This window comes from Pseudomonas sp. MF09150, from assembly GCF_059862355.1.
The window spans coordinates 427,060-453,985 of record NZ_JCBCUS010000001.1 but is presented as its reverse complement, the minus strand read 5'-3'; the positions used below and the strand labels follow the sequence as shown (position 1 = coordinate 453,985).

Annotated in this window: 19 protein-coding genes; 2 read left to right on the top strand and 17 right to left on the bottom strand. The window is 65.4% G+C overall.

Annotated features, from left to right (window positions below; translation table 11 throughout):
* Nucleotides 1-60: 60 nt before the first annotated feature.
* Nucleotides 61-3,408, top strand: coding sequence for a maltose alpha-D-glucosyltransferase (treS, locus tag AC19YX_RS01935; RefSeq protein ID WP_500605541.1), 3,348 nt, complete (start codon nt 61-63; stop codon nt 3,406-3,408).
* Nucleotides 3,405-5,636: a 1,4-alpha-glucan branching protein GlgB gene (gene glgB / locus AC19YX_RS01930; RefSeq protein WP_078472123.1), complete on the top strand. Its 2,232-nt coding sequence runs from the start codon at nt 3,405-3,407 to the stop codon at nt 5,634-5,636. The genes treS and glgB overlap by 4 nt, the downstream gene beginning before the upstream one ends.
* Before the next feature lie 169 nt (nt 5,637-5,805).
* Here glgB and AC19YX_RS01925 read toward each other — a convergent pair whose 3' ends face one another.
* From AC19YX_RS01925 to AC19YX_RS01845, 17 genes are all read right to left on the bottom strand, one after another.
* On the bottom strand, nt 5,806-6,606 hold the full coding sequence (locus tag AC19YX_RS01925) for an endonuclease/exonuclease/phosphatase family protein (protein ID WP_500605540.1): 801 nt from the start codon (nt 6,604-6,606) through the stop codon (nt 5,806-5,808).
* A gap of 89 nt (nt 6,607-6,695) precedes the next feature.
* A complete protein-coding gene (locus AC19YX_RS01920) occupies nt 6,696-7,454 on the bottom strand; it encodes a PIG-L deacetylase family protein (protein WP_201130798.1) in 759 nt (252 codons plus the stop codon).
* A 284-nt stretch (nt 7,455-7,738) separates the two neighbouring features.
* Nucleotides 7,739-8,398, bottom strand: a complete 660-nt coding sequence (locus AC19YX_RS01915) for a glycosyltransferase family 2 protein (RefSeq protein WP_500605539.1) — start codon at nt 8,396-8,398, stop codon at nt 7,739-7,741.
* Complete coding sequence (locus AC19YX_RS01910; RefSeq protein ID WP_201130799.1) at nt 8,395-8,994, bottom strand: SAM-dependent methyltransferase; 600 nt, start codon at nt 8,992-8,994, stop codon at nt 8,395-8,397. Before AC19YX_RS01910 ends, AC19YX_RS01915 begins: the two co-directional genes overlap by 4 nt.
* Complete coding sequence (locus AC19YX_RS01905; protein ID WP_500605538.1) at nt 8,991-9,749, bottom strand: PIG-L deacetylase family protein; 759 nt, start codon at nt 9,747-9,749, stop codon at nt 8,991-8,993. The genes AC19YX_RS01910 and AC19YX_RS01905 overlap by 4 nt, the downstream gene beginning before the upstream one ends.
* Nucleotides 9,746-10,744, bottom strand: a complete 999-nt coding sequence (locus AC19YX_RS01900) for an acyl-CoA dehydrogenase family protein (protein WP_500606129.1) — start codon at nt 10,742-10,744, stop codon at nt 9,746-9,748. The genes AC19YX_RS01905 and AC19YX_RS01900 overlap by 4 nt, the downstream gene beginning before the upstream one ends.
* 1 nt (nt 10,745) lies before the next feature.
* On the bottom strand, nt 10,746-12,908 hold the full coding sequence (gene glgX / locus AC19YX_RS01895) for a glycogen debranching protein GlgX (protein ID WP_078472130.1): 2,163 nt from the start codon (nt 12,906-12,908) through the stop codon (nt 10,746-10,748).
* Nucleotides 12,909-13,052: 144 nt separating this feature from the next.
* Nucleotides 13,053-13,355, bottom strand: coding sequence for a DUF2934 domain-containing protein (locus AC19YX_RS01890; RefSeq protein ID WP_201130800.1), 303 nt, complete (start codon nt 13,353-13,355; stop codon nt 13,053-13,055).
* 21 nt (nt 13,356-13,376) lie between these two features.
* Complete coding sequence (locus AC19YX_RS01885) at nt 13,377-16,163, bottom strand: malto-oligosyltrehalose synthase (protein WP_500605537.1); 2,787 nt, start codon at nt 16,161-16,163, stop codon at nt 13,377-13,379.
* Nucleotides 16,160-18,241, bottom strand: a complete 2,082-nt coding sequence (gene malQ, locus AC19YX_RS01880) for a 4-alpha-glucanotransferase (protein WP_500605536.1) — start codon at nt 18,239-18,241, stop codon at nt 16,160-16,162. Before malQ ends, AC19YX_RS01885 begins: the two co-directional genes overlap by 4 nt.
* Entirely contained in the window at nt 18,238-20,034 is a 1,797-nt protein-coding gene (treZ, locus tag AC19YX_RS01875) for a malto-oligosyltrehalose trehalohydrolase (protein ID WP_500605535.1), read from the bottom strand. The genes malQ and treZ overlap by 4 nt, the downstream gene beginning before the upstream one ends.
* 12 nt (nt 20,035-20,046) lie before the next feature.
* Nucleotides 20,047-21,615 (bottom strand): glycogen synthase GlgA, encoded by a 1,569-nt coding sequence (gene glgA / locus AC19YX_RS01870; protein ID WP_078472135.1) that lies wholly within the window; start codon nt 21,613-21,615, stop codon nt 20,047-20,049.
* A gap of 493 nt (nt 21,616-22,108) precedes the next feature.
* A complete protein-coding gene (locus tag AC19YX_RS01865) occupies nt 22,109-23,062 on the bottom strand; it encodes a D-2-hydroxyacid dehydrogenase family protein (RefSeq protein WP_500605534.1) in 954 nt (317 codons plus the stop codon).
* A gap of 135 nt (nt 23,063-23,197) precedes the next feature.
* Nucleotides 23,198-23,632 carry a YqaA family protein gene (locus AC19YX_RS01860; RefSeq protein ID WP_500605533.1) on the bottom strand — a complete coding sequence of 145 codons (435 nt, stop codon included), beginning with the start codon at nt 23,630-23,632 and terminating at the stop codon, nt 23,198-23,200.
* Nucleotides 23,629-24,078 (bottom strand): DUF411 domain-containing protein, encoded by a 450-nt coding sequence (locus tag AC19YX_RS01855; protein ID WP_500605532.1) that lies wholly within the window; start codon nt 24,076-24,078, stop codon nt 23,629-23,631. Before AC19YX_RS01855 ends, AC19YX_RS01860 begins: the two co-directional genes overlap by 4 nt.
* Before the next feature lie 191 nt (nt 24,079-24,269).
* On the bottom strand, nt 24,270-24,725 hold the full coding sequence (locus AC19YX_RS01850) for an SRPBCC family protein (protein WP_078472139.1): 456 nt from the start codon (nt 24,723-24,725) through the stop codon (nt 24,270-24,272).
* A gap of 74 nt (nt 24,726-24,799) precedes the next feature.
* Nucleotides 24,800-26,794, bottom strand: a complete 1,995-nt coding sequence (locus AC19YX_RS01845; protein ID WP_500605531.1) for a methyl-accepting chemotaxis protein — start codon at nt 26,792-26,794, stop codon at nt 24,800-24,802.
* Nucleotides 26,795-26,926: the final 132 nt, after the last annotated feature.

Here is a 26,926-nt window from a genome sequence, read left to right as displayed (position 1 = left end):
AGGGGGAGGTTGACGACCTTCGCGCAGTATCCGGACCCATCACATTTTCAGGAGTTTCCAATGGCGAAGAAGCCCAGACCAGCCACCTTTATCAATGACCCGCTCTGGTACAAGGACGCGGTGATTTACCAAGTGCACGTGAAGTCCTATTTCGACTCCAACAACGATGGCGTCGGTGACTTCCCGGGCCTGATCGCCAAGCTCGACTACATCAAGGAGCTGGGGGTCAACACCATCTGGCTGCTGCCGTTCTACCCGTCACCGCGCCGCGACGACGGCTATGACATTGCCGAATACCGTGGGGTCAGCGCCGACTACGGGACCATGGCCGACGCCAAGCGTTTTATCGCCGAGGCCCACAAGCGCGGGCTGCGGGTAATTACCGAGCTGGTGATCAACCACACTTCGGACCAGCACCCCTGGTTCCAGCGTGCGCGCAAGGCCAAGAAGGGCTCCAAGGCCCGGGACTTCTACGTCTGGTCCGATGACGATCAGAAGTACGACGGCACGCGGATCATCTTCCTCGACACCGAAAAATCCAACTGGACCTGGGACCCGGTCGCCGGCCAGTACTTCTGGCACCGCTTCTATTCCCACCAGCCGGACCTCAACTTCGACAACCCGCAGGTGATGAAGGCGGTGCTGTCGGTGATGCGCTATTGGCTGGACATGGGCATCGACGGCCTGCGCCTGGACGCCATCCCCTATCTGATCGAGCGCGACGGCACCAATAACGAAAACCTGCCGGAGACCCACGTGGTCCTCAAGCAGATCCGCGCCGAGATCGACGCCAATTACCCGGACCGCATGCTCCTCGCCGAAGCCAACCAATGGCCCGAAGACACCCAGCTGTATTTCGGCGATGTGAAGGGTGACAACGGCGATGAGTGCCACATGGCTTTTCACTTCCCGCTGATGCCGCGCATGTACATGGCCCTGGCCCAGGAAGATCGCTTCCCGATCACCGACATCCTGCGCCAGACCCCGGAGATTCCCGCCAACTGCCAGTGGGCGATCTTCCTGCGCAACCACGATGAGCTGACCCTGGAGATGGTCACCGACAAGGAACGCGACTACCTGTGGAACTACTACGCCGCCGACCGGCGTGCGCGGATCAACCTGGGTATCCGCCGGCGCCTGGCGCCGCTGATGGAGCGCGATCGTCGGCGCATCGAACTGCTCAACAGCCTCCTGCTGTCGATGCCGGGCACACCGACCCTGTATTACGGCGATGAGATCGGCATGGGCGACAACATTTACCTTGGCGACCGCGATGGCGTGCGCACGCCCATGCAATGGTCCATCGACCGCAACGGCGGCTTCTCCCGCGCCGACCCGGCCAGCCTGGTGCTGCCGGCGATCCAGGACCCGCTGTATGGCTATCAGTCGGTCAACGTCGAGACCCAGGCCGGCGATCCACACTCGCTGCTCAACTGGACCCGGCGCATGCTGGCGGTGCGCAAGCAGTCCAAGGCCTTTGGCCGGGGCAGCTTGAAGATGCTGTCGCCGAGCAACCGGCGGATTCTGGCCTACACCCGTGAATACACCGGGGTCGACGGCAAGCACGAAATCATCCTCTGCGTGGCCAACGTCTCGCGCAGTGCCCAGGCCGCGGAGCTGGACCTCTCGGCGTTCGCCGGCATGGTTCCGGTGGAGATGCTGGGGGGCAATGCCTTCCCACCCATCGGCCAGCTGAATTTCCTGCTGACCCTGCCGCCGTACGGTTTCTACTGGTTCGTGCTGGCGGCGGAAAACCAGATGCCGAGCTGGCACGTGGAGCCGGCGCAAAGCCTGCCTGATTTCAACACCCTGGTCCTGAAAAAACGCCTCGAAGAATTGCTCGAAGAGCCGGCACGCACCACCCTGGAGCACACGGCGCTGCCGACCTGGTTGCCCAAGCGGCGCTGGTTCGCCGGCAAGGACAGTGCGATCGAAGGCGTGCGTATCGCCTATGGCGTGCGCTTTGGCGATCCGCAGCATCCGGTGCTGTTCAGCGAACTGGAGGTCACCAGTGGCGGCCAGGTCGGGCGTTATCTGCTGCCTTTCGGCCTGCTGGGCGAAGACCAGTTCGGCGCGGCCTTGCCCCAGCAACTGGCCCTGGCCCGTGTGCGCCGGGGGCGCCAGGTCGGCCTGATCACCGATGCCTTCGCCCTCGACAGTTTTGTGCGCAACGTGCTGCTGGCACTGCAAGCCAATACGGTGCTGAGTTCGACCCAGGGCGAGATTCGCTTCGAGGCCACCGAGCTGCTGGCGGGCCTGGGCCTGAATGCCGAGTCCGAGGTGCGCTACCTGTCGGCGGAGCAGTCCAACAGTTCGGTCGCGGTCGGCGGCAGCCTGGTGCTCAAGCTGATCCGCAAGGTCGCCGCCGGGGTGCACCCGGAACTGGAAATGGGCGCCTACCTGACGGCCGCCGGCTTCGCCCATATTTCACCCTTGCTGGGTTCGGTGATCCGCCGGGACGAGCAGGGCCAGGACAATCTGCTGATGATTGCCCAGGGCTACCTGAGCAATCAGGGCGATGCCTGGGAGTGGACGCAGAACAACCTGGAACGGGCGATCCGCGACGAGATGGCCGAGGTGATTTCCGAGCAGCAACAGCACTACAACGCCCTCGGTGAACTGCAGGACTTTGCCGGCATGCTCGGCCAGCGCCTGGGCGAAATGCACCAAGTGCTCGCAGCGCCCAGCGACAACCCGGACTTTGCCCCGCTCAAGAGCACGGCCAAGGACGCCCAGGCCTGGGGCAAGCAGATCAGCGCCCAGCTCGAGCGGGTCCTGCAATTGCTCAAGCAGCATGAAAATAACCTGGAACCTGCCGATCGGCAGCGGGTCAGTCAATTGCTGCAAGGTAAGAAGGCGATCCTGGCCTATGTGCAAACCCTGGCCAAGCAGGCCATCGGCGGTTTGCGCATCCGGGTTCATGGCGACCTGCACCTGGGACAGGTGCTGGTGATCAAGGGCGATGCCTACCTGATCGACTTCGAAGGCGAACCGGCGCGGCCGCTGGAAGAACGCCGCGGCAAGCACAGCCCGTACAAGGATGTGAGCGGCGTCCTGCGTTCGTTCGACTACGCGGCGGCGATGGCGCTGAATGTGCAAGGGGTGGATAGCTCGGAGCAAGCCCTGGCCAGCCGGCAACGGGTGACCGAACGCTACCTGGCCCAGGCGCGCGAAGCGTTTGTCGAGGCCTATCGCCTGGCAACGGCTAATCTTGCTCATGCCTGGCAGGACAGCGCCGGTGAAGAGGCCTCGCTGTTGTTGTTCGGGCTGGAGAAAGCCGCCTATGAAGTGGCCTATGAGGCCGAGAATCGTCCCGGCTGGTTGGCCGTGTCGTTACGCGGCCTGGTCGGGCTGTTGAGTGCAGTGCAACCCTTTTCCGATACAGCGAGTAGTGGAGAGCAGTCATGAGTTTCTCGAACAAGGAACAGGGTCGGACCGAAGCGGTGTTGCTCCCCAGTGCGAAAGACATCGAAGCGCTGGTGCGCGCCGAACACCATGATCCATTTTCCATTCTCGGCCCCCACGATGACGGGGCCGGTGGGCAGTTTATCCGCGCGTTCCTGCCCGATGCCCTGAGTGTGCAGGTGCTGGCCCGGGACGGCGGCGAAGTCCTCGGCAGCCTGGAGACCGGCCCGGTGCCGGGGCTGTTTCTCGGGCACTTCGCCCAGGCCCGGGATTACCTGCTGCGTATCCAGTGGGCCGGTGGCGAGCAGGTCAGCGAAGACCCCTACAGCTTCGGTCCGCTATTGGGGGAGATGGACCTGTATCTGTTCGCCGAAGGCAACCACCGCGACCTCAGTTCGTGCCTGGGCGCCCAGTTGAAAACCGTGGACGGCGTCGATGGCGTGCGCTTCTCGGTCTGGGCGCCGAATGCGCGGCGGGTGTCGGTGGTGGGTGATTTCAATATCTGGGACGGGCGCCGGCATCCCATGCGCCTGCGCCATCCGTCCGGGGTCTGGGAGTTGTTTATCCCGCGCCTGCAACCGGGCGAGGCCTACAAGTACGAGATCCTCGGCGCCGACGCGATCCTGCCGCTCAAGGCCGACCCCATGGCCCTGGCCACCCAGCTGCCGCCGGACACCGCGTCCCGGGTCGCCGCGCCGCTGAGCATCGATTGGCAGGACGGCGAGTGGATGCAGGCCCGTGGCGAGCGCCAGCGGCCTGACGCGCCCTTGTCGATCTATGAGCTGCACATCGGCTCCTGGCAATGCGAGGTCAACGACCTGGGGGAAGTCGCCCGCCAATACAACTGGCATGAACTGGCTGAGCGGGTGATCCCCTATGTCCAGGACCTGGGCTTTACCCATATCGAGCTGATGCCGATCATGGAGCACCCCTTTGGCGGCTCCTGGGGTTATCAGCCGCTGTCGCAGTTCGCCCCCAGCGCGCGCTACGGTTCGCCGGATGATTTCGCGGCCTTCGTCAACGCCTGCCACCAGGCCAATATCGGGGTCATCCTCGACTGGGTGCCGGCGCATTTCCCGACCGATGCCCATGGCCTGGCGCAATTCGACGGCACCGCGCTGTACGAATACGGCAACCCCCTGGAAGGCTTTCACCAGGATTGGGACACCCTGATCTACAACCTGGGGCGCACCGAAGTCCACGGCTTCATGCTGGCTTCGGCGTTGCACTGGCTCAAGCATTTCCACGTCGACGGCCTGCGGGTCGATGCCGTGGCCTCGATGCTCTACCGCGACTATTCGCGCAAGGCCGGCGAATGGGTGCCGAACCGTCACGGCGGCCGGGAAAACTTGGAGGCGATCGACTTCCTGCGCCACCTCAATGACGTGGTGGCCCTGGAAGCGCCGGGCGCTTTGGTGATTGCCGAAGAGTCCACCGCCTGGCCCGGGGTCAGCCAGAGTACCCAGCAGGGCGGCCTGGGGTTTGCCTACAAGTGGAACATGGGCTGGATGCACGACTCCCTGCATTACATCCAGCAGGACCCGGTGTACCGCGCCCACCACCACAACGAGCTGAGTTTTGGCCTGGTGTATGCCTGGTCCGAGCGGTTTATCCTGCCGATCTCCCACGATGAAGTGGTGCACGGCAAGCATTCGCTGATCGACAAGATGCCGGGCGACCGCTGGCAGAAATTCGCCAACCTGCGGGCTTACCTGAGTTTCATGTGGGCCCATCCGGGCAAGAAGCTGCTGTTCATGGGCTGCGAGTTCGGCCAGTGGCGCGAGTGGAACCACGATCAGCAACTGGACTGGTACCTGCTGCAATATCCGGAGCACCGTGGGGTGCAGAAGCTGGTGGGCGACCTCAACCGCCTGTACTGCCAGGAGCCGGCGCTGCACGACCAGGACGATGCACCCCAGGGCTTCCAGTGGCTGATTGGTGATGACGCGATCAACAGCGTGTATGCCTGGTTGCGCTGGAGCAAGGACGGCAAGCCGTTGCTGGTGGTGGCCAACTTTACCCCGGTGCCGCGTCAGGCCTACCGCATCGGCGTGCCGTTCGCCGGGCGTTGGAGCGAAGTGCTCAACAGCGATGCCGAGACCTACGCCGGCTCCAACTACGGCAACTCCGGCGGCGCCTTCACCGAAGACGTCGCCAGCCATGGCCAGGCGCTGTCCCTGGTGCTCAACCTGCCGCCGTTGGCCGTCCTCATCCTGCGCCCCGAAGCCTGACCGTCGTCGCAGCCTCGCGCAGCGGTAGCCGCTGCCGCAGGCTGCGCCGGCCGTCATGGATACGGAGATAGTCCAGACCTGCCTCGGCGTCCATCAGGGCCAGCGCAGCCTAGCGGAGCTCGGCAACGGCTACAGGGTTGCAGCGGCTATACGCTGGCCGTCATGGCGTTCAGAGGTGGATTTCGACGGACAGGGGCAGGTGGTCCGAGAGGTGAGTCCAGGGTCGGTTGCCGAGGATTTTCGGTTCATGGCTGCTGGCGTTGCGCAGGTAGACCCGGTCCAGGCGCAGCAGGGGAAAGCGCGCCGGGTAGGTCTTGGCCGGGCGGCCGTTGTGGCGTTCGAAGGCTTCGTGCAGGTCGGCGCGCTTGGCCAGGGTGGCGTTGCCGTGCAACTGCCAGTCGTTGAAGTCGCCGGCGATGATCACCGGCGCATCTTCCGGCAGGGATTCGAGCAATTGGCAGAGCAGGGCCAGTTGCAGTTGCCTGTGACTCTCCAGCAGGCTCAGGTGCACGCAGATGGCATGCACCTCGGCGTGCCCCGGCACCTCCAGCACACAGTGCAGCAGGCCCCGGCGCTCGGGGCCGGTGATCGACACATCGAGGTTGCGAAACTGCCGGATCGGGTACTTGGACAGCAACGCATTGCCGTGGTGGCCATCGGAGTAGACCGCATTGCGCCCATAGGCGAAGTCGCTCCACATGCTGTCGGCAAGAAACTCGTACTGCGATTGCTGCGGCCAGTTTTCATGGCGCGACGCGTGCCGGTCATGTTCGCCCAGCACTTCTTGTAGGAACACCAGGTCGGCACCGGTGCTGCGTACTGCCTCGCGCAGTTCCGGCAGGATGAAGCGGCGGTTGAAGGCGGTGAAGCCTTTGTGGGTGTTGACCGTCAGGATCCGCAACCGGTGGATCGCAGGGGCCTGGTCCTGGGGGGCGGACTCAACGGGGCGCCCGGGGGGATGACTGCTCACGCTCACTCCTTTTGATCAGTGCCAGTTACTTATGCGACTGATAGCGCGCCCGTCAGTTCAGGTTTTTCATGGGTTGCCTGGCCCCGTGGCTACATCAGGATGATCTCGTAGGGCTGGCGCAGGCGCTCCAGCAGCACCGCCGACAGTGCCGGAGCCAGGCCGATCTTCGGGTCGCCCTGCAACTGGCTGGCATAGGCGTGGGCGGCATGCCGCTTGCGGGCCACGGTCCAGGTGTCCAGGCGCAGCTTGCGCGCGCGAGGCCAGGGGATCTGGTACTCATCGCGCAGGGCCCGGTGCCAGACCCCGACCGGCAATTCAAAGTGACGTGCCCCGACCTGGGCTGCGGCCTTGGCGGTGGCACGGCCGACGGCTTCGTGATCGGGCGGGCCGTCTTCGCACCAGGTGCTGAACACCACGTCGTCGTGGCGCAGATAGCGGCTGATGAACTGGCTGAGCTGATGCTCGCGGGCGGCGAGGGCGTTATCGGTAAAGCCGCCGCGGATCCACTTCAGGCTGTGCAGGGGCAAGCCCAGGCGCCTCAGGGCCTCGGCGCTTTCCTGGGGACGGAACACGCTCAGGCGGCGCTCCGACCACAGTTCCGAGCCCGGGTGGCTGGCGCTGCCATCGGTGACGGAAATCAACTGCAAGGGGTGCCCGTGGTGCGCCAGCACTTGCAGCAGGCCGCCGCTGGCGATGACTTCATCCCCCGGGTGCGGGGCGACGACCACGGCCCGGGCGCCGGCGGGCACCAGGCTGGCGAGATGAATCGGCGGCACGTCGACCAGTTGCCGCGTACCGTTCCAGATCTGGTTCGGCCAGTGGTTTTCTATAACGGGTATGGATTTCATCGGTGTCACATCCCTGTTCCTGGCAGTCTGCGGCAGCACATCTGGCGCTGGCCGGCAGCCTTGGGTTCGCACGCACGCCAATGTGTCGACGACAGTTTGGCGTGAAGTACCGGCGCTCCAGACCTTGGATTGCCGTATTTGCGCGGGGGCAATCATACACAGCCCGCTCGCGCCTACGCAGCGCCGTGGCGGTTTTTTCTCCGGCACGGCATGCGGTTTTCACCATAGTCGGTAAATCCGCGGTGTGCAGGCCGGCCTGACGGGCGACCGCCACCGGCCTGGGGTCAGGCCGGCGCCACCAGGCTTTTCAGGTAATCGCCGAAGCCGCCACGGGCGCGGCTGTCGAGGCGGGCGCTGGTGATGACCTGCGGCCGATGGCTCCAGGCGATGCTGGCACCGCAGCGCTCCAGCTGGCGCACCAGTTGCACGTCTTCATCGCAGGCCAGGGGTTCGAAGCCCCCGGCGCGGCGGTAGGCCTCGGCACTGATGCCCAGGTTGGCGCCGTGGATATGCCGATGATCGTCACGGGCCTGATAGGCCTGGTGATAACGGATCTGCGCCTGGGAGTCGAAGCCCTGGCTCCAGACGTCGACTGTCACGGTGCCGCACACCGCGTCGGTACCCAGGGCCAGTTGCGCCACCAGCCAGTCGGGGGCGACCCGGCTGTCGGCGTCGGTGCAGGAGATCCAGCGCGCACCCTGTTCCAGCAGGTGATGGGCACCCGCCGCCCGGGCCTGGCCGACGTTGCGGGCACTGAGCGCCAGGCTCTGCACCGGGTGCTCGCCGACGATCTGCGCCGAGTTGTCGCTGCAACTGTCGAGGACCACCAGGATCTGCACCGTTTCGCCGCCCAGGCTGGGGTGGCTGCCGGCATGCAGTGCGGCTTGCAGGCAGTGCTCCAGGTACTGCTCTTCGTTGTGAGCCGGAATCAGGATGCCGATCATCGCAGGCCCTCCAGGGTGGCCACCGAATCCGCCTCGCGGCTCCAGAGGTCGAGCATGAAGTCGGCCTCCTGATGCTCCAGCAGGCGCGGCAGTTGCAGTTGGCGGTGCAGCTGGTCGTGAACCTGGCCGGCATCCAGTGGGCAGCCGGCGATGGGCGGGCGCCAGTGGCAGGCCAGCAACTGGCCGTCCGGGGTCAGAGAGCGCAGGGCCTGACGGATCAAGTGCGAGAGGTCGGCGGCGTCCAGGTAGTAGCCGATTTCGCTGAGCACGATCAGGTCGAAGCGCTGGTCCGGCCAGTCCCTGGGCAGCCGCCCCTGGAACACCTGGGCATGGGCAAAGGGTTGCAGGCGCTGTTCGGCCAGGCTCACCGCCGCCGCCGCGGTGTCGCAGCACAGCAGACGCTCGCAGCGGGTCGCCAGTTCGGCGCTGAGTTCGCCATTGGCGCAGCCCGGCTCGAAGACACTGCGGTAGCGTCGGCGCGGCAGACAGGCCAGGGTCAGGGCCCGCTTGCGCTGTTCGTACCAGCGTTCGCGAAACGACCAGGGATCGGCGCTCTGGGCGAACAGCTCATCGAAGTAGCGGTTGCCGACGCTCATACGAACACCACTTCAAAGGGTTGCAGCAGGCGCTCGATGATATGGGGCGCCAGGACCGGTGGCAGGCCGATCTGCGGGTCGCCTTCCAACTGGCTGGCAAAGGCATGGATCGCGTGGCGCTTGCGGGCTACCAGCGAGGGCTCGAGCTGCAGTTTGCGCGCACGCTGCCAGGGTATCTGCTGGTCTTCGGGACCGGCCCAGTGCCAGGTCCACACCGGCAGTTCATGGAACGCCGCGCCCACCGCCCGCGCCGCTGCCGCACTGGCACGGCCCACCGCTTCATGGTCGCAGTGGCCGTCTTCGCGCCAGGTGCTGAACAGCACGTCGGTGGGCCGCAGGTAGCGCTGGATAAACGCCGTCAGGCGCGGCTCATCGGCGGCCACCTGGCTGTCGCTGAAACCGCCTCGCAGCCATTGCAGGCGGTGCAGGGGCAGGTCCAGGCGACGCAGGGCCTCGGCCGATTCCTGAGGGCGTACCGCGCTCAGCCGCTCCACCGGCCAGCGCGCCGAACCGGGGTGGCTGGCGCTGCCGTCGGTGACCGAAATCAGCAGCAGCGGTCGGCCACTGTTGGCCAAGAGTTGCAGCAGGCCGCCGCAACCGAGGATTTCATCATCCGGGTGCGGCGCGATGATCACTGCACGGTGCCCCGGGGGCACCAGTTCGTCGCAGCTGATCGACGCCAGTTGCGCCAGGTGCGTGGAGTTCTGCCACTGCTGCAACGGCGTGCCATGGCCGACGATAGGGTTGGGTTTCATAGTTGCCATGTTCCTTCTGGCTGGTTGGCGACCTGTTCGCCCAAGGCGGCCAGGTCACGCTCGGCATGACTTTGGCGCAGGTACACCGGCAGGTCGGCCAGCAATTGGGCGAAGCGCCGGTCCTGGCAGTAGGGGCCGGCGCCCAGGGCCCGGCCGACGTGCTGCAGCACGCACTCGACGCTGGCTTCGGTCACTGCTCGGGCGCGACGTGCCAGCAGCGCAGCATCGGCTTTTGGCCCGTGGTCGATGGCCTGGGCGCTTTCCCGCAGGACGCTGGCGCTGGCCTGCAAGGCGCTGTCGACGGCGCCGAGATGGGCCCGGGCATGGGGTTCCTGGCGCGTGGCGCAGTGCTCGAGCAGGCGTTGGGCGATGGCGCGCGCCGCGCCATGCCAGCAGGCGGCGATACCGATGCCGCCCTGCCAGAAGCCGGGGCGCCGCAGGTAGTCGCCGGGGCCGCCGACCTGTTGCGCTTCGGCCTGGTCCAGGTTGACCACCAGGCTGGCGCTGCTGGCCATGCCCACTGCGTGCCAGCCCTCGGCGTCCAGGGTGACCCCGGGTTGTTGGAGCTCGACACACATCAACTGCTGCTGTCCGTCCGCGTCCCAGGCGGTCAGCAGACCATGGCTGAGGACCGCCGCCCCGGAGCACCAGGCCTTGCTGCCCTGGAGCCGCCAGCCGTCGCCATGGCGCCGCACCTCGACCCGCGCCTGGGGCGGCTCGGCGGCCCAGGTGCCGAGGGTGGCGCCCAGCGGCGGGCTGGCGCCGAGTTCGGCGAAGATGGCCAGGGCATCGGTATGGCCTTCGTACAATTTGCACAGCCCCAGGTCGTGGCCACCGACCGCCGCCAACTGGCGCCAGCGTCGCAGGGTGGCGCCCTGGCCGGGCAGGGGCAGGCGGTCCAGACCGAGTTCGACCATCCGCCGCAACTGGCGCCCATGGTCCTCGGCGCTGGGGGCACCTATAGGCAAGCCTTGTAGGTAACGCTCCAGGTCCATATCAGTCGTCATCCTCGCGTTGCAGTTCGAAAAACAGCAGCGAGCGGCCGGTCACCGAATACTCGTGGCCGAACTGGAAGCGTTCCTGGCCGCGTACCGCCGGCTGGTTGGTGTCGATCATGCACGTCCAGAACTCGCCCTGGGGCACTTCCGGCAGCCTGAAGTTGACGATGTCGTGGTGCGAATTGACCACCAGCAGCACCGTGGCATCGGCCCCCGGACGCAGGATCCCGGTTTCCTGGGCGCGACCGTCGAGCAGCATGCCCAGGCAGCGGCCATTGGCGTCCTGCCATTGCTCGGTGCTCATTTCATTGCCGTCCGGCGCGAGCCAGGTCACGTCCTTGACCCCGATATCTTCGTTGTATTCGCCCACCAGGAATCGTCCGCGGCGCAGGATCGGGTAGGCCATGCGCAGCTTGATCAGGCGCTTGACGAACTTGAGCAGCGACTTGCCGTCATCATCCAGCTCCCAGTTGATCCAGCCGATCTCGCTGTCCTGGCAGTAGGCGTTGTTGTTGCCGTGCTGGGTGCGGGCGAACTCGTCGCCGGCCACCAGCATCGGCGTGCCCTGGGCCAGCAGCAGGGTGGCGAAGAAGTTGCGCATCTGGCGCAGGCGCAGGGCATTGATTTCCGGGTCGTCACTGGGGCCTTCGACGCCGTGGTTCCAGGACAGGTTGTTGTTGCTGCCGTCCTGGTTGTTTTCGTCGTTGGCCTCGTTGTGCTTGTCGTTGTAGGACACCAGGTCATGCAGGGTGAAACCGTCGTGAGCGGTGATGAAGTTGACCGAGGCGTACGGCCGGCGCCCGCGCTGGTTGAACATTTCGCCGGAGGCGGTCATGCGCCCGGCAAAGTCTGCCAGTTGACCGTCGTCGCCTTTCCAGAAGGCGCGCACGGTGTCGCGGAACTTGTCATTCCATTCGACCCAGCCCGGTGGGAAGCCGCCGACCTGATAGCCGCCAGGCCCGCAGTCCCAGGGCTCGGCGATCATTTTCACCTGGCGCAGCACCGGGTCCTGGCGGCAGGCGACGAGGAAGCTGTGGCGTTCGTCGAAGCCATCGTGGTAGCGGCCGAGGATGGTTGCCAGGTCGAAGCGGAAGCCATCGACGTGCATTTCCGTGGCCCAGTAGCGCAGCGAGTCGGTGACCATCTGCAATACGCAGGGGTGGCTCAGGTCCAGGGTGTTGCCGGTCCCGGAATCGTTGATGTAGAAGCGCTTGTCGTCGGGCATCAGGCGATAGTAGGAGGCGTTGTCGATGCCGCGCATGGACAGGGTCGGGCCTTGTTCGTTGCCCTCGGCGGTGTGGTTGTAGACCACGTCCAGGATCACTTCCAGGTTGGCCTCGTGCAGGTGCGCGACCATCTCCTTGAACTCGGCGATCTTGCCGCTGGCCAGGTAGCGCGGGTCGGGGGCGAAGAAGGCGATGCTGTTGTAGCCCCAGTAGTTGGTCATGCCCTTGTGCAGCAGGTGCTGGTCATTGACGAAGGCGTGGATCGGCAGCAACTCCACCGACGACACCCCGAGCTTGCGGATGTGCTCCAGGACGTCATCCACCATCAACCCGGCGAAGGTGCCACGCACATTCTCGGGGACGGCAGGGTGGCGCATGGTGAAGCCGCGCACGTGGGTCTCGTAGATGATGGTCTTGTCCCAGGGCACGCTGACGCGCTGGTCGTTGCCCCAGGTGTGAGCCGGGTCAATGACCTTGCTCTTGGGCACGAAGGGCGCGCTGTCCCGTTCATCGAAGCTGAGGTCGGCGTCGGGGTGGCCGATGGTGTAGCCGAACAGCGCTTCGGACCACTTCAACTCGCCCACCAGTTGCTTGGCGTAGGGGTCGATCAGCAGCTTGTTGTGGTTGAAGCGGTGGCCGTTGGCCGGGTCGTAGGGGCCGTAGACCCGGTAGCCGTAGATCAGCCCCGGATGGGCGTCGGGCAGGTAGCCGTGGTAGATCTCGTCGGTGTATTCCGGCAGCTCGATGCGTTCGAGTTCGACTTCACCGGTGGCATCGAACAAGCACAGTTCAACCTTGGTGGCGTTCGCGGAAAACAGCGCGAAGTTGACACCCAGGCCATCCCAGGTCGCACCCAGCGGAAAGGGCAAGCCTTCGCGAATGCGCGAGGCTTCGGGTTCTGGCTGGGGCGCGGCGGATTTTTTTGGCGTGCTCATAGGTGCTCCTGCAAAGGGGTTACAAAACGGGCTGAGGGTTTTTTCCGGGCAAGCGATTCCCCTGTGGCGCTCAGGCACGCCACGCGTTCAAGGCATTAAAAAAAGGCCGGGCCCGGACTCGGATCCGGGCGCCGGAACCGGACGTCAGCTGGCCGGTGGCTTACGGGGGGCGCGGGGCTTCTTCGGCGCCTCGGCTTTTTCTCCGGGCGGGACCACCACTGTGCTGGCAGCTGCCGGCTTGGCCTTGGGTTTGGCGGCAGGCTTTTGTGCGGGCTTGGCCGCCGGCTTGGCTTTGCTGGCCTTGGGTGGCTTGCTCGGGGCCAGGGCCTCGGCTTCGGCCAGCTTGCGTGCCATCTCCCAGTGACGGGCTTCCTGGCCCTCGGGCTGGCCTTCGGATTCCCAGATTTGATAGGCAAACTCGCGAATGCGTTTATCGTCGGTGCTCATCGCAATGCTCCTGAAACTGACTCAAGTTTGGATGAAGAGGTTGACCGGGAAATCCCGCAGTGCGGAACTGATTAGCAGGTCCTTGTGGTGTGTGACTGCACCCGTTGAAAAAAGTCCCTTCAGGTTTTGTTGTGGAGCGGCGAACGGTAGATGCACCTTCGTATCGCCCCAATCCAGCGCGTGGATTCTGGGTGTTGCGCTGCTATCCAGCAGCGTGGCGGCCAGCCTTGGCACCAGGATCACCGCCCATTGCCCGTGCAGTTCCCGGGCAAAGGCCAGCACCTGGTCGGCATGCTCGCCGCTGACCTGCAGCGGCTGGTAACGACCCCGGCGAAACAGCTCCGGGTACTGCGCACGACGTTGCAGGACCTGGGCGATCAATGCCTGTTTGATCTGCCCGTTGCGCCATTCCTGCAGCAGATGTTCCGGGTCGGCGGCGGCCTGCAGCGCCTGTTGCCGGGCACTGAAATCCACGGGCCGGCGGTTATCCGGATCCACCAGGCTGAAGTCCCAGAACTCATCACCCTGATACAGATCGGGCACTCCCGGTACGCTCATGCGCAGCAAGGATTGAGCCAGGCTGTTGAGGGCACCGGCCGGGGCGATGGCATGGGCTGCGTGGCTGATCGCCGTGCGCAGCGCCAGGCCTTCAGGCGCCAGCAGCAGCGCCCGCAGAAACTCGCCCATGGCCTGTTCGTAACCGTCGTTGGCGGCGGCCCAGCTGCTTTGCAGCTTGGCTTCGCGCAGGGCTTTTTCCTGCCATTGCCACAGGCGCTCGGCGTAGCGTTCGAGCCCGGCCTGATCGTCTGCGCGCAACTCCAGCGGCCAACTGCCGAGCAGGGCCTGGTACAGAATCAACTCGTCGCCGGCCGAGGGCGCCACCGGGTTGCGGCGCAGGGCCTGGGCCAGGCTGCGCCACTGCTCGACCTGTTCGACGTACCACGGCGCGCGCTCGCTGAGCACCGCCAGGCGGGCGCGGCTGTCTTCACCGCGTTTGTGGTCGTGGGTGGCAGTGGCCAGGAGGTTGTCGGGGAAGTCCCGCAGGCGCTCTGCGCATTGGCGATGGAAGTCGGCCGGGGGGGCGCTGAACTGTTCGGTGCTGAACCCCACGTCATTGCGCGACAGCAGCACCGCCGAGCGATAGAACGCGGTGTCTTCCACGGCCTTGGCCGCTGCCGGCGAGGTCAATTGCTGGAAGCGCACGCAGGCATGCTTGAGCAGTTTGCGCGAGCGTCCGGGCGGCAGCTGGCGCCAGCCCTGGCCACCGAGCCAGCGTTCCAGGTAGTCGAGTACCGGCCAGTCGGCTTCGCCCAGGGAGCTTCTGGCACCGTCCAGGGCCTGCTGGAAAAAAACCTGGTCCTGCGTCGAGCGCCCGCAGGCACTGATATAGGTGCGGTACACCGGGAAGTGCACGATCAGCTCCTGCAACGCCCGGCGAATTGCACCCAGGGTCAGGTCGCGGCTCATCACATCCTGCCGCGCCACTTGCAGCAGGGCCTGGGCCACGCTTTCAAAGTCACCGGCCAGTGAGCCGTTGAGGATCTGCTGGCGCGCCAGCCGTGCCTCGTCGATAAAGGCCGCCGGGCGCTCGCTGTGCCGGCTCCAGAGCTCGGCCAGTGGCGCCTGGCCCCGGGGGTCGTGTTGCAGCAGCGAGACCTGGTTCATGAACTCGTAACCGGTGCTGCCGTCGACCTTCCAGTCGCGGTGCAGGGTTTCGCCTTCGCCAAGGATCTTCTCCACGTAGATCGGCAAGTGCCGGCCCGGGCTCAGGGCATCGACCCGGCGCCGCAGCTTGCGGCAGTAGCCGCGCGGGTCGGCCAGGCCATCGATATGGTCGATGCGCAGGCCGTCCACCAGGCCCTGGCTGATCAGCTCGAAGATCTTGGCGTGGGTGGCTTCGAACACGGCGGGGCGCTCGACCCGCAAGCCCCCCAATTCGTTGACGTCGAAGAAGCGCCGCCAGTTGATGTCGTCGGCCGCCGTGCGCCAGCTGGCCAGGCGGTAGCTTTGCTGTTCCAGCAGCGCGTGCAGGCGGGCAAAGCCTTCGTTCTGACGGGCGTCGTACAGGGCCAGGGTGCGCTCGACGGCCTGATGGATGGCCGGGTCCGCCAGCAGTTCGCGCAGCGCCTGTTGCAAGGGGCGCGCCTGGGCATGGGCGTCGGGCCGGTAGCGCAGGGTACTGAATTGATCGGCCAGGGCCTTGAGCGCCTCGGCCTGCTGGGCGCTCAACTGGGCGTCGGGTTTGAGCAGTTCGCCGTAGTCGCTGGGGCAGATCGGGAAACGATGATCATAGTGCTGGGCGTGGAACTCACCCTGCTCGGCGTCCAGTTGCAGCACCAGGCTGCCTTCCTGCAGGACCGTGCCGTAGTCATTGCCTAGGAACGGCAGCAGCAGTTGCCCCTCCATCAAGGGGTCGGGGGAGTGCCACTGAATATCGAAGAACTCGCCGTAGGGACTCAGGCGCCCCCATTGCAGCAGGTCCAGCCACCAGGGGTTATCGGCGCCGCCGACGGCCATGTGGTTGGACACGATGTCCAGAATCAGGCCCATGCCGTGTTGCCGCAGGCTGGCCACCAGGCGCTTGAGGGCCGCTTCGCCGCCCAGTTCGGGGTTGACCCGGGTCGGATCGACCACGTCATAGCCGTGCATCGAGCCGGCCCGGGCGCACAGCAGCGGCGAGGCATAGACATGGCTGATGCCCAGTTCGGCGAAATAGGGCACCAGCGGCACTGCGTCGTCCAGGGTGAAGCCTTTATGAAACTGCAGGCGCAGGCTGGCCCGCAGCAGGGGTTCGAACGCTGGGCTCATTGGTCACGCTCGACAGCCTGTTGCCGGGCGCAGGCCAGCAGTTCCAGGCGCCGCGCGGCATCCGGGTCGTCCAACAGCTCACGGGCCGGACGCGCCAGACGCCGGCGCCAATTGGGGTGGCTGTCAGTGGTGCCGGGCAGGTTGGGCTGCTCGTCGACACCCAGGGCATCCTCCAGCGGCAACAGCACCAGGGGCGCGCGGGTATGGCCCAGAAAACGTACGCTGGCATCCACCACTTCATCGGCTTCGTGGGCGTGTTCGCGAAAACTCTGCGGGTCCTGGTCCAGGGCCTGACGCAGGCCGTTGCGCTCGTGCTGGCGATGCTCGCGCCAGTGGGTGGCGCCGTTTTCATCCACCAGGCCCAGGCGCAGGTTCCAGTCGATGTCGCGGCCATGCCACCAGCCATTGAGGGTGGGCAGGTCATGGGTGCTGGTGGTGGCTAGGGCGTTGTCGGGCCAGTCGAGGATGGGTTTGAAATGGCAGCCGTGGTCCTGCTCGAACAACAGTACCCGCATGCCGAGAATCGAGCGCGCCGCGAGTTTTTCCCGCAGGCCGTCGGCCACCGTGCCCAGGTCTTCGCCGAGGACGATGGCCTGGTGCCGATGGGATTCCAGGGTCAACAGGCGCAGCAGGTCGTCCACCGGGTAATACAGGTACGCACCGTCGCTTGGCGGCGAGCCCAGGGGGATCACCCACAGCCGTTGCAGGCCCATCACATGGTCGATGCGCAAGCCGCCGGCATGGGCGAAGTTGGCCCGGAGCATTTCGATAAAGGCGTGGTAGCCGTTGCGCACCAGGCCCTCGGGGGAGAACGCCGAGATGCCCCAGCCCTGGCCCTGGCGGTTGAGAATGTCGGGGGGCGCGCCCACGGTCAGTTCTGCCAGCAACTCGTCCTGGCGACTCCAGGCCTGGCTGCCGCCACCGTCGGCACCCACCGCCAGGTCGGCGATCAGGCCGATGCCCATGCCGCTGCTGCGGGCCGCACTCTGGGCGCGGGCCAGGCCACGGTCGATGAGCCATTGGCAGAAGGCGTAGAAGCCGATTTCCCCAGCGTTTTCTTCGGCAAAGCGTGCCAGCTCAGGGCTGCGCGGGTTGCGCCAGGCCTCGGGCCAGTGGCGCCAATCGAGGCTTTCGCCACGGGCGCTGCGCTCCGCTTGCAGGGCTTCGAAGCGGCAGTGGTTTTCCAGGGCTTCGCCGCTGGCGTGGCGGAAACTGGCAAAGTCTTCGTGCAACGGGTGCTGCCCGCTGCCAAAGCTCCGGTACAGCTCGCGCAGCAGGGTCTGTTTGGTTTGCGCTGCCACGGGCCAGTCGATCAGGGGTTGTTGTTCCAGCTGGTGCAGGGTCTCGCTAAGACCGCAGGCGTCGATCGCGCTCTGCCAGGCGTGCTCGCCGAGAATGCTCGCCGGCGCACAATACAGGCTGTTGAGAAACAGGCGGCTAGAGGGTGAATAGGGGCTGTAGCGGCTGCTGTCGCTGCTAAACATGGCGTGCAGCGGGCTGATGGCCAGGGCATCGGCACCGCGCTCGCCGGCGACCCGCGCCAGTTCTTCCAGGGTCTGGGTATCGCCGAAACCGCCATCTCCGGTGCGGCGCAACGAGTACAGCTGGACACTCAGGCCCCAAGCCCGGGGCGTCGGCTGGTCCACGGCATCGGCCACGCTGTGGCAGTGCTCGGGCGCCACGGCCAGGGTGAAGTGCTGGTCATCGATGCTCACGGCCTGGTAACCCACCGGCACCAGCCCGGGCAACACGGCGTCGGCGTCGAGTTTGAGGTTGAGTATCGAACCGTCTTCGAGGTGAATTTCACAGGGACTGTGGGGCGCAAAATAGTGCGCCAGGTCCAGGCCCTGGCCGGCATCCGCGGTCAACAGCGGCGGCAGGTGCCGGGTCTGTTGCACCGCTTGCAGTTGCAGCAGGCTTTGTTCGATTTCCTCATCGGTGTCGGCGGGGTGGCCGAGGCCTTTGAGGACGGCGCGCAGTACGCGCGGTTCGACCCGCTGCGGACGGCCGTTGGCGTCGATCCAATCGACGGCCAGGCCAGCTCGGCTGGCCAGTATTTCCAGGTGCGCATCGCTCATGGACGCTCTCCATCAAGGGGTGCGGAAGGGGGTACGGCGGTCAGGCTGACCCGCGCGCTGTAGCCGCCGAGGCGGCCGGGGTGCATGCAGGCCGGATCCTGGGCCGGGTATTGGAACAGTGGCCGGGCATCGTCGAGCGGGGGCAGGGCCACGCTGTCGGCGCCGAGGTTGAGGTCGATGCGCAGCAGGCTGCCGTCGCCCAAGCGCCAGCGGGCACTGACCGCGCCTTCGGCCAGGACTTCTGCGCCCAGGGCCAGAGCCCCCGGCAGCCGCGGGATGATGTACTGGTGGCGCAGGCCCAGCAGGTGCTGGTACAGGGCGCGGGTTGCCGCTCCCTGTTCCGGGCTGGCCTCGGGCCTTGAAGCGTGGAAGGTGGACGCCGCGTTGGGGTCGGGGATCCGTTCCCGTTGCTGCGGATCGGCGAACACGCTGAAGTCGGCGAATTCATTGCGCCGGCCTTCACGCACGGCGTCGGCCAATTCACCGTGGTGGCTGGTGAAAAACAGGAATGGCTCGGTCGCCGAGTGTTCGTCGCCCATGAACAACAGCGGGATCATCGGCGACAGCAGCAGCAACACCGTGGCCGCCTCCAGGGCCTGGGGCGGCGCCAGGCGGTTCAAGCGTTCGCCAAAGGCGCGGTTGCCGACCTGATCGTGGTTTTGCAGAAACAGCACAAAGGCACTGGGTGGCAGATGGCCGCTGGGCTCGCCGCGAGCGTTGCCGTGGCGTGTGCGGTGGCCCTGGTAGACAAACCCCTGGCTCAGGCAGCGCGCCAGCTTGGCCGTGGGTTGTTCGGCAAAGTCGGCGTAATAGGCGTCGGTTTCACCGGTCAGCAGCACGTGCAGGGCGTTGTGCCCGTCGTCGTTCCACTGCGCATCGAAACCCTGTTCGAGGAGGCTGGCCTGGTTGAACTCGTTTTCCAGGTTGAGCCACACCTGCCGTCCTGGGGCGACCTGGCTGCGCACGCGACGCGCCAGTTCCTGGAGGAAGTCCGGGTTGTCGATGGCGTGCACCGCGTCCAGGCGCAGGCCGTCAAAGCGGTATTCGAGGAGCCACATCAGGGCATTGTCGATAAAGAAGTCGCGCACCTCGCGGCGGCGGAAGTCGATGGCCGCGCCCCAGGGGGTGTGTTGGTCTTCGCGAAAGAAGCGTTTGGCGTAATGGTGCAGGTAGTTGCCGTCGGGGCCGAAGTGGTTGTAGACCACGTCGAGGATCACCGCCAGGCCCAGGCCGTGGGCGCTGTCGATCAGGAACTTGAGGTCCTCTGGCGAACCATAGGAGGCTTGCGGCGCATAGGGCAGGACCCCGTCGTAGCCCCAGTTGCGGCTCCCCGGGAACTGCGCCAGCGGCATCAGTTCGATGGCGGTGATGCCCAGCCGCGCCAACTCAGGCAGCCGTTCTGCCACCACGCGATACCCACCGAGCACCCCCACGTGCAGCTCGTAAATCACCGCCTGGTGCCAGGGCCGGCCCTGCCAGAGCGGGTGTTGCCACTCGTAGGCGAGGGGGTCGACCACCACGCTCGGCGAGCCGATGTCGCCGGCCTGGAAGCGGGAGGCCGGGTCAGGCACCTCCAGTTCGCCATCGATCTTGAACCGATAGTGGCTGCCGGCCGGGCAGCGGGCCTGCAGCACATGCCAGCCCTCGGCCTGAGGCTGCATGGGCAGGGAACGCCCATCTTGCAATTCAACCTTTACTTCATGTGCATCAGGCGCCCACAAGGCGAAGCGGGTATGTTCCGCATCCAGCATGATCGCGCCGTGGGGCCAGGTTTCCAGAGTCCTTGACGGCATCCATGTGGCCTCTTATTTGTGCATCGATTTACCCAGCGCCTTGGCAACCAGTTGTTCATAGAGTTCGGCGTAGGGTTCGACTGCCTTGCACCAGTTGAAGGGTGCGGCCATGGCCCGGCAGCGCATGGCATTGAGCAGTTCGGGGTAGGCGAACACCTTGAATGCCCGTTGCAGGGCTTCTTCGTAACTGGGCACGGTGGACTCGTCGAACAGGAACCCGGTCACGCCGTTTTCGATGGTGTCGGCCAGGCCCCCGGTGTTGCGTGCCACCGGCAACGAGCCGAAGCGCTGGGCGTACATCTGGCTCAGGCCGCAAGGCTCGTAGCGCGATGGCATTAACAGAAAGTCGCTACCGGCAAACATGCGTCGGGCGTCGGTTTCGTTAAAGCCGATATGCACCCCGATCTGCCCTGGAAAACGCTGGGCCAGGGCGCGCATGGCCTGTTCTTCTTCCGGCTCGCCACGGCCGATGATGGCGATCTGGCCACCGGACTTGACGATAAACTCGGCCACGCCTTCGGTGAGGTCCAGGCCCTTCTGGTAGACCAGGCGCGAGACCACGGCGAACAGCGGGCCCGACGAATCGTCGAGGCCGAACATCTGCCGTACATGGTCGGCGTTGACTGCCTTGCCGTCCCAGTCGCCAATGCCGAATGGGCGGAACAGGTGCGGATCGCTGGTGGAATCCCAGCTTTCGTCAATGCCGTTGGGGATACCGCTGAGCAGGCCCTGCTGGGTCTTGCTGGCCAAAAAGCCGTCAAGCCCGCAGCCGAAGGCCGGGGTGGTGATTTCCTGGGCGTAGGTTGCGCTGACCGTGGTGATGTGGCTGGAGTAGGCCATGCCGGCCTTGAGGAACGACAGCTTGCCGTAGAACTCCATGCCTTCCTGTTGCAGGGCATGTTCGGGGATGCCCAGCTCCGGGCAGCAGGCGAGGCTGACCACGCCCTGATACGCCAGGTTATGGATGGTGAACAGGGTTGGGGTGCGTTGACCGCGCCAGTGCATATAGGCCGGGGCCAGGCCGGCGGGCCAGTCGTGGGCGTGCACCAGGTCGGGGCACCAGTGGATCTGCGCCAGGTTGGCGGCGATATCGGCGGCGGCCAGCCCCAGGCGCGCGAAGCGGATGTGGTTGTCCGGCCAGTCGCGGCCGTTGTTGGCGCCATAAGGCGTGCCTTCGCGCTCATAGAGCTCGGGGCAGATCAGAACGTAGATGACCAGACCGTCGGGCATGTCCATGCGCCCGATCTTGCAGGCCGGCAAGGCCGCGTGGCCGCCCAGCTCACCGATGATATGGATCGGGTTTTCGCTGTGCAGCACCTGCGGGTAGCCGGGAATCAGGACCCGTACATCGTGCAGATGGGACATGGCCCGGGGCAGTGCTGCCGAGACGTCGCCCAGGCCGCCGGTTTTCACCAGGTCGGCGATTTCCGAGGTCACGAACAGGACTTTCTTGCGGTTGGGATTGATCCGATGAATCGGCGAAACCGTTTTGCCACCCGGAGCGAGCATGGACTTGTTGGCCGCTTCACTGGCCTGAGGCTGAGGTTGTTCTCCCTGGGTTTCCAATACGGCACTGATCATGTGTCTCTCCCATTTTATTGATCTGGTCCTGGTCTCACACCTGCACTGGCGCCGGTTCGCTGCCTGAATTGGGCCTGGATCCGGGCGCACAAGCGCTACGCAATGAAGAGCCAAGGCAGCCCATTGCGTCGAAGCAAAAAGGGTGAAAGGGGCATTGCAAGGATTGCACCAGTCGCTATGGCCCCACCTTTAAGCTGACCCAAGGGCTACAGCAAAAGTTTCGACTATTTTTCAGTAAAGGTGACTGTCCGGTCACTTTGTGAAAACCAGTCTAGGACAGAACCTAGAGCCTGGCAGGCGCGATCGGGGAATAAGTTCGACCGGCGGCGACAGCGGGCGCAAATAACCCGACGAAAGGTAGGGGCTGCACTGCGGGAGGGCGGACAGGTGCGGCCCGTGGCGCGAAAAAGCACCGCCAGGAGCGAGGTCGCGGTGCGGGCGTCATTCCCCGCGCACGAAAGCGGTGCGTGGCTCTGACGCGGCGCCGGGCGCTCTAGTTGAGTGGGCGCAACGCTTGGCCGGCGTGCCAGGCCAGCAAGTCCTCGATCATCTGCCCATAAAACTGGCGGTAGTTGTTGCGACTGACGTAGCCAAGATGGGGCGTGGCCAGCACCGTGGGCAGGTGGCGCAGGGGATGATCGGCGGGCAGTGGCTCCGGATCGAACACATCCAGCGCCGCGCCACCCAATCGGCCCTGTTGCAGGGCATCGATCAGCGCCGCTTCGTCGACGATCGGCCCGCGCGCGGTGTTCACCAGCAGCGCTGCAGGTTTCATCCAGCCCAGGGCCTGGGCGTCCACCAGGCCACGGCTGCGCTCGCTGAGCACCAGGTGCACCGAGAGCACGTCGGCCTGTTCAAACAGTTGCTGCTTGCTGACAGCGGTCACCCCGACCTCGGCGGCGCGCTCCGGGGTCAGGTTCTGGCTCCAGGCGATCACGCGCATACCGAACACCTGGCCGAATTGCGCCACCCGCTGGCCGATGCTGCCCAGGCCGAGAATACCCAGGGTCTTGCCATGCAGGTCACCGCCCAGGCCTTGCTGCCAGCCGCCATTGCGCAGGGAGGTGGCTTCGGCCAGCAGGTTGCGGGTGTGGGCCATGATCAGGGCCCAGGTCAGTTCGGGGGCGGCGTGCTTGTAGCTGTCGGTGCCGCACACCTGGATCCCCAGGCTGCTGGCCGCCGCGAGGTCGATGGCGGCATTGCGCATGCCGCCGGTCAGCAGCAGCTTGAGGCGCGGCAGGCTGCGCAGCAGGGCCGCGTCGAAGCGGGTGCGCTCGCGCATCACGCAGATCACCTCGAAATCCGTCAGGCGCTGGCTCAAGGTCGCGGTGTCGGCGGGGTAGTCATGGACAAAGGTGACCTCGCCAATGCCTTGCACTGGCGACCAGTCCACCACGTCACGGGCGACCTGTTGCCAGTCATCGATTACCGCAATCTTCAGCGTCATGGGGCGGCTCCTGGGGCGGGGAGAATCTGCACGCTCAACCCGGTTCCTGCACGTCTGGACAGGGAGGGCGTAGCGGGTGGCAGACGATCTTGGCGCAAATCCGCTGCGAATTCCACGGCCCCGATTGGCATGGATTCAGGCGGTGATGCCCAGGGTCAGCAGGGCCAGCACGCCATAGCGTGCGCCCTTGGCCAGGGTCACGATCAGCAGGAAACGCTTGAGCGGCTCACCCATGACCCCGGCCACCAGGGTCAGCGGGTCACCGATGATGGGCACCCAGCTCAGCAGCAGCGACCAGTGCCCGTAGCGTTGGTAATGCACCCGGGCGCGCTCCAGGTGGCGGGGGCTGACCGGGAACCAGCGCCGGCTCTTGAAGCGTTCGAGGCGCCTCCCCAGCCACCAGTTGAGCAGCGAGCCGAGGACATTGCCCAGGGTCGCACTCAGCAACAGCAGCCACAGCGCGTAGTGGGGGTTGAGCAGCAGGCCGACCAGCAGCGCTTCCGATTGCAGGGGCAGCAGGGTGGCGGCGCCGAACGCCGCGAGAAACAGCCCGAGGTAGCCGAGGATCAATGGGCCGGATAGTCCGCGACCACGACGTCCTGGCCGTCTTTGGTCAGGCCGATGACCTGGTAGGCGTCGGCGGGCATGCCGTCCATCTCCATGCCGGGCGAACCCATGGGCATGCCCGGGGCGGCGATGCCCAGCAGGTCGCTGCGGTTGCGCAGGGCCAGCACCTGCTCGGCCGGGACATGGCCTTCGACGAATTTGCCGTCAATCACCGCGGTGTGGCAGGAGGCCAGGCGTGGCGCCACGCCGAGGCGCTGCTTGACCGCGCTCATGTTGCTTTCAACGTGGTCCTCGACCTTGAAACCGTTGGCTTCCAGGTGCTTGATCCACTCCTTGCAGCAACCGCAGTTGGCGTCGCGGTGCACTTCAATCGGGATGGGCGCGGCGGCCTGGGCCAGGGAAGTGACGAACAGGGCCGACAGGGTGGCCAGGCGCAGGGTGTTTTTCATGAAAGGTCTCGTGATCAAAAGGAGGTCCGGGGGGCGGTGCATTTTGAGCTTTTTTCGACCCGTCGCCGGGCACTTGTGTTTCAAGGTTATACAAACTACAGCCCGCCCTGTAGCCGCTGCCGCAGGTGTTGCTTGGGGGGAGATTGAACCGTGGTTGCTGACAGATCACTGAGGGCGACATTACAGATTTGTCAGCGAGGCGGGATTTCCAGCTTGTGCTTGAGGTTATCCAGGGCCCGGTTCGATTGCTCCACCAGGCGCGAGTGGATGCCACCCAGGTTGAGGTCGGAGGTGTAGTGCAGGGTGCGCTTGAACAGGGTGGCGTTGCCCCGAGTCTGCAGTTGGTAATGCAGGGTGCCGTCGACGGCGATGGAGCTGAAAACCGCCTTGAATTCCCGGGGCGGGAGGGCGGTGATCACCCGGCAATTGAGGTGCACTTGCAGCCCGAGGAGGTCGATGACCCCGGTAAAGCGCTGGCCCAGGGGCAGGGAACCCGGGTGACCGGTACTGGCGCTGAGGGCCGTGGGGTGCCATTCGTGCCAGCGCTCGGGCTGGGTCACGTAGTCATAAACCTGGTCGATGCCTGCCTTTATATAGAGCTCATTGATGATGTGCTCGTCCAGCAGATGCGATTGGCGCTGTCCCATGCTGCACCTCCTTGTGACCGGAGCTGCAAATATAGCTGCACTGGCGCGCCACGCACGCCAGTGCAACCGACCGTTCAGCGGACTTTGAAGCGCGCCATCAGGGCGCTGACCCGGTTGTTGGCCTGCAGCAGGTTCTGGGTGTTGCTGGCGCTGGCCTGGCCGCTGTCTACCAGTTGCTCGACCATGTGCCGGATGCTGACCATGCTGCGATTGATCTCTTCGGTCACTGCGCTCTGTTGTTCGGCCGCGGTGGCGATCTGGGTGCTGAGGCTGTTGATCTGGTTGACCGAACCGGCCATTTCATCCAGCCCGGAGTTGACCCTGGCCGTGGCGTCCGCCGCCGACTGGCAGCTGGCCTGGGTGTTTTCCATGGCGCTGACCGAAGAGCTGACGCCCAGGGTCAGGCGGTTGAGCATTTCGTTGATCTCCGAGGTGCTGGCCTGAGTGCGGGCGGCGAGGGCGCGCACTTCATCGGCCACCACGGCAAAACCGCGGCCTTGCTCGCCGGCCCGGGCGGCTTCGATGGCGGCGTTCAGCGCCAGCAAGTTGGTCTGCCCGGCAATGGCGCCGATCACCCCGAGAATTTCGGTGATGCGCTGGGCATCCTGCTGCATGGCCTCGACCTTGTGGGTAGCGCTGGCCACTTCGTCGATCAGCGCCACCACGCTGCTCGACGCTTCGCCGACCACCACCCGCGAGCGTTCGGCGTGTTCGTTGGCGCGCTGGGTAAAGGCCGCGGTTTGGGCGGCATTGGCCGCGACGCTGTCCGCGGTGGCGCTCATTTCGGTAATGGCGGTGACGGTCTGGTCGGTTTCCGAGGCATGCCGCGCGAGGATCTGCGTGGTCTGGGTCGAGGTCTGTTGCAGTTGCTCCAGGCTGTTGGCCATGGCCCCGGTGGCCTCGGTCACCTCACCGATCATGTTCTGCAGGTAGACGATAAAGCGATTGACCGAATGGCCGATGGCCCCCAGTTCGTCTTCGGCGCGAATGGTGATGCGCCGCGTCAGGTCGGCATCACCGGTGGACAGCGCGTCGATATTGGCCTTGAGCGCCTTCATCCGCTGCACCAGCTGGCGGATCGCGTACACCTGCAACAGCACCAGCAGCACGATCATCGGGATCTGCAACAGGCTCAGGGTGCTCAGCACGTCGTCACGCTGGGCGGTGATCAACTCGGTCGGCAGGGCGCTGGCCAGGAACCATGGGGAGCCCTCGATCGGGCGCATGAAGAAGGTGCTGGCGACCCCGGCGTTGTCAAACTCGACCCGCTGCAACGAGGCGTCGCGGCGTTCCAGCCCGGCCTTGACCTGGGCAGCGAACGGCGAGCTGGCTACCAGCTCGCTGATGTTCTTGAGTACGATCTGGCCGTTGATGCGCGAGCTGTTGCTGATGATCTTGCCGTCGGCCTCGACGATCAGCATCTCGGCCTTGAGGTCCTGTTCCTTGCGCGCCACCAGGTCGTTGAAAAAGCCCAGGGTCACGTCGATGGTCGCCACGCCGTACGGCACACCGTCCCGGGTAATGGCCATGGCGCAGTTGGTGCGCGGCTCGGCGCTGGCATCATCCTTGTAGGCGGCGGCCCAGGCACATTGTCCACGCGGGGTCTGCATGCCGCCCTTGTACCAGGACTGGTCGTAATAGTTGGGCGCCGGGTCGCTGTTCCAGAAGGTATTGACCGTGAGCTTGCCGGAGGCATCGCGGTGCCAGAAAGTGCTGTGCTTGTTGCGCCCCGGGGTGCGCTGGCCGGGCAGGGGCCAGATGCCGCCGCCAAACACTTTCAGCTCGCCGTATTGGTCCACCAGGCCCGGCAGGACCTTGTCGATGGTGTCGCTGTCGAGCAGGGGAATGGTCTGGGTGATGGTGCGTTGCTGGGCCTGGACCTTGTTCAGTTCGCCCTGGATCTGCTGGGCCACTTCGGCGATGCGATTGAGGACCACCTGTTCTTCGGTGTGGCGCAGCTTGGGCGCCACCAGCTGGCTGATGCCGACGACCGTCAGCACGAACATCAGCAGGATGAACAGGACCAGAAACAACGTGTAGCGAGCTTGGATCGTGCGCAGTGCGGGCATTGGACCTGTCCTTTCGAAGCGTTTCTTATTATTCGAAGCGAGCGCCCCCTCTCAGGGCTTCGTCAGGTTGTCGGCGTGGTTTTGCCCAGCTTTAGTACGCCCGTGCAAGAAAGTTATGGCCGTCGTCGCCTG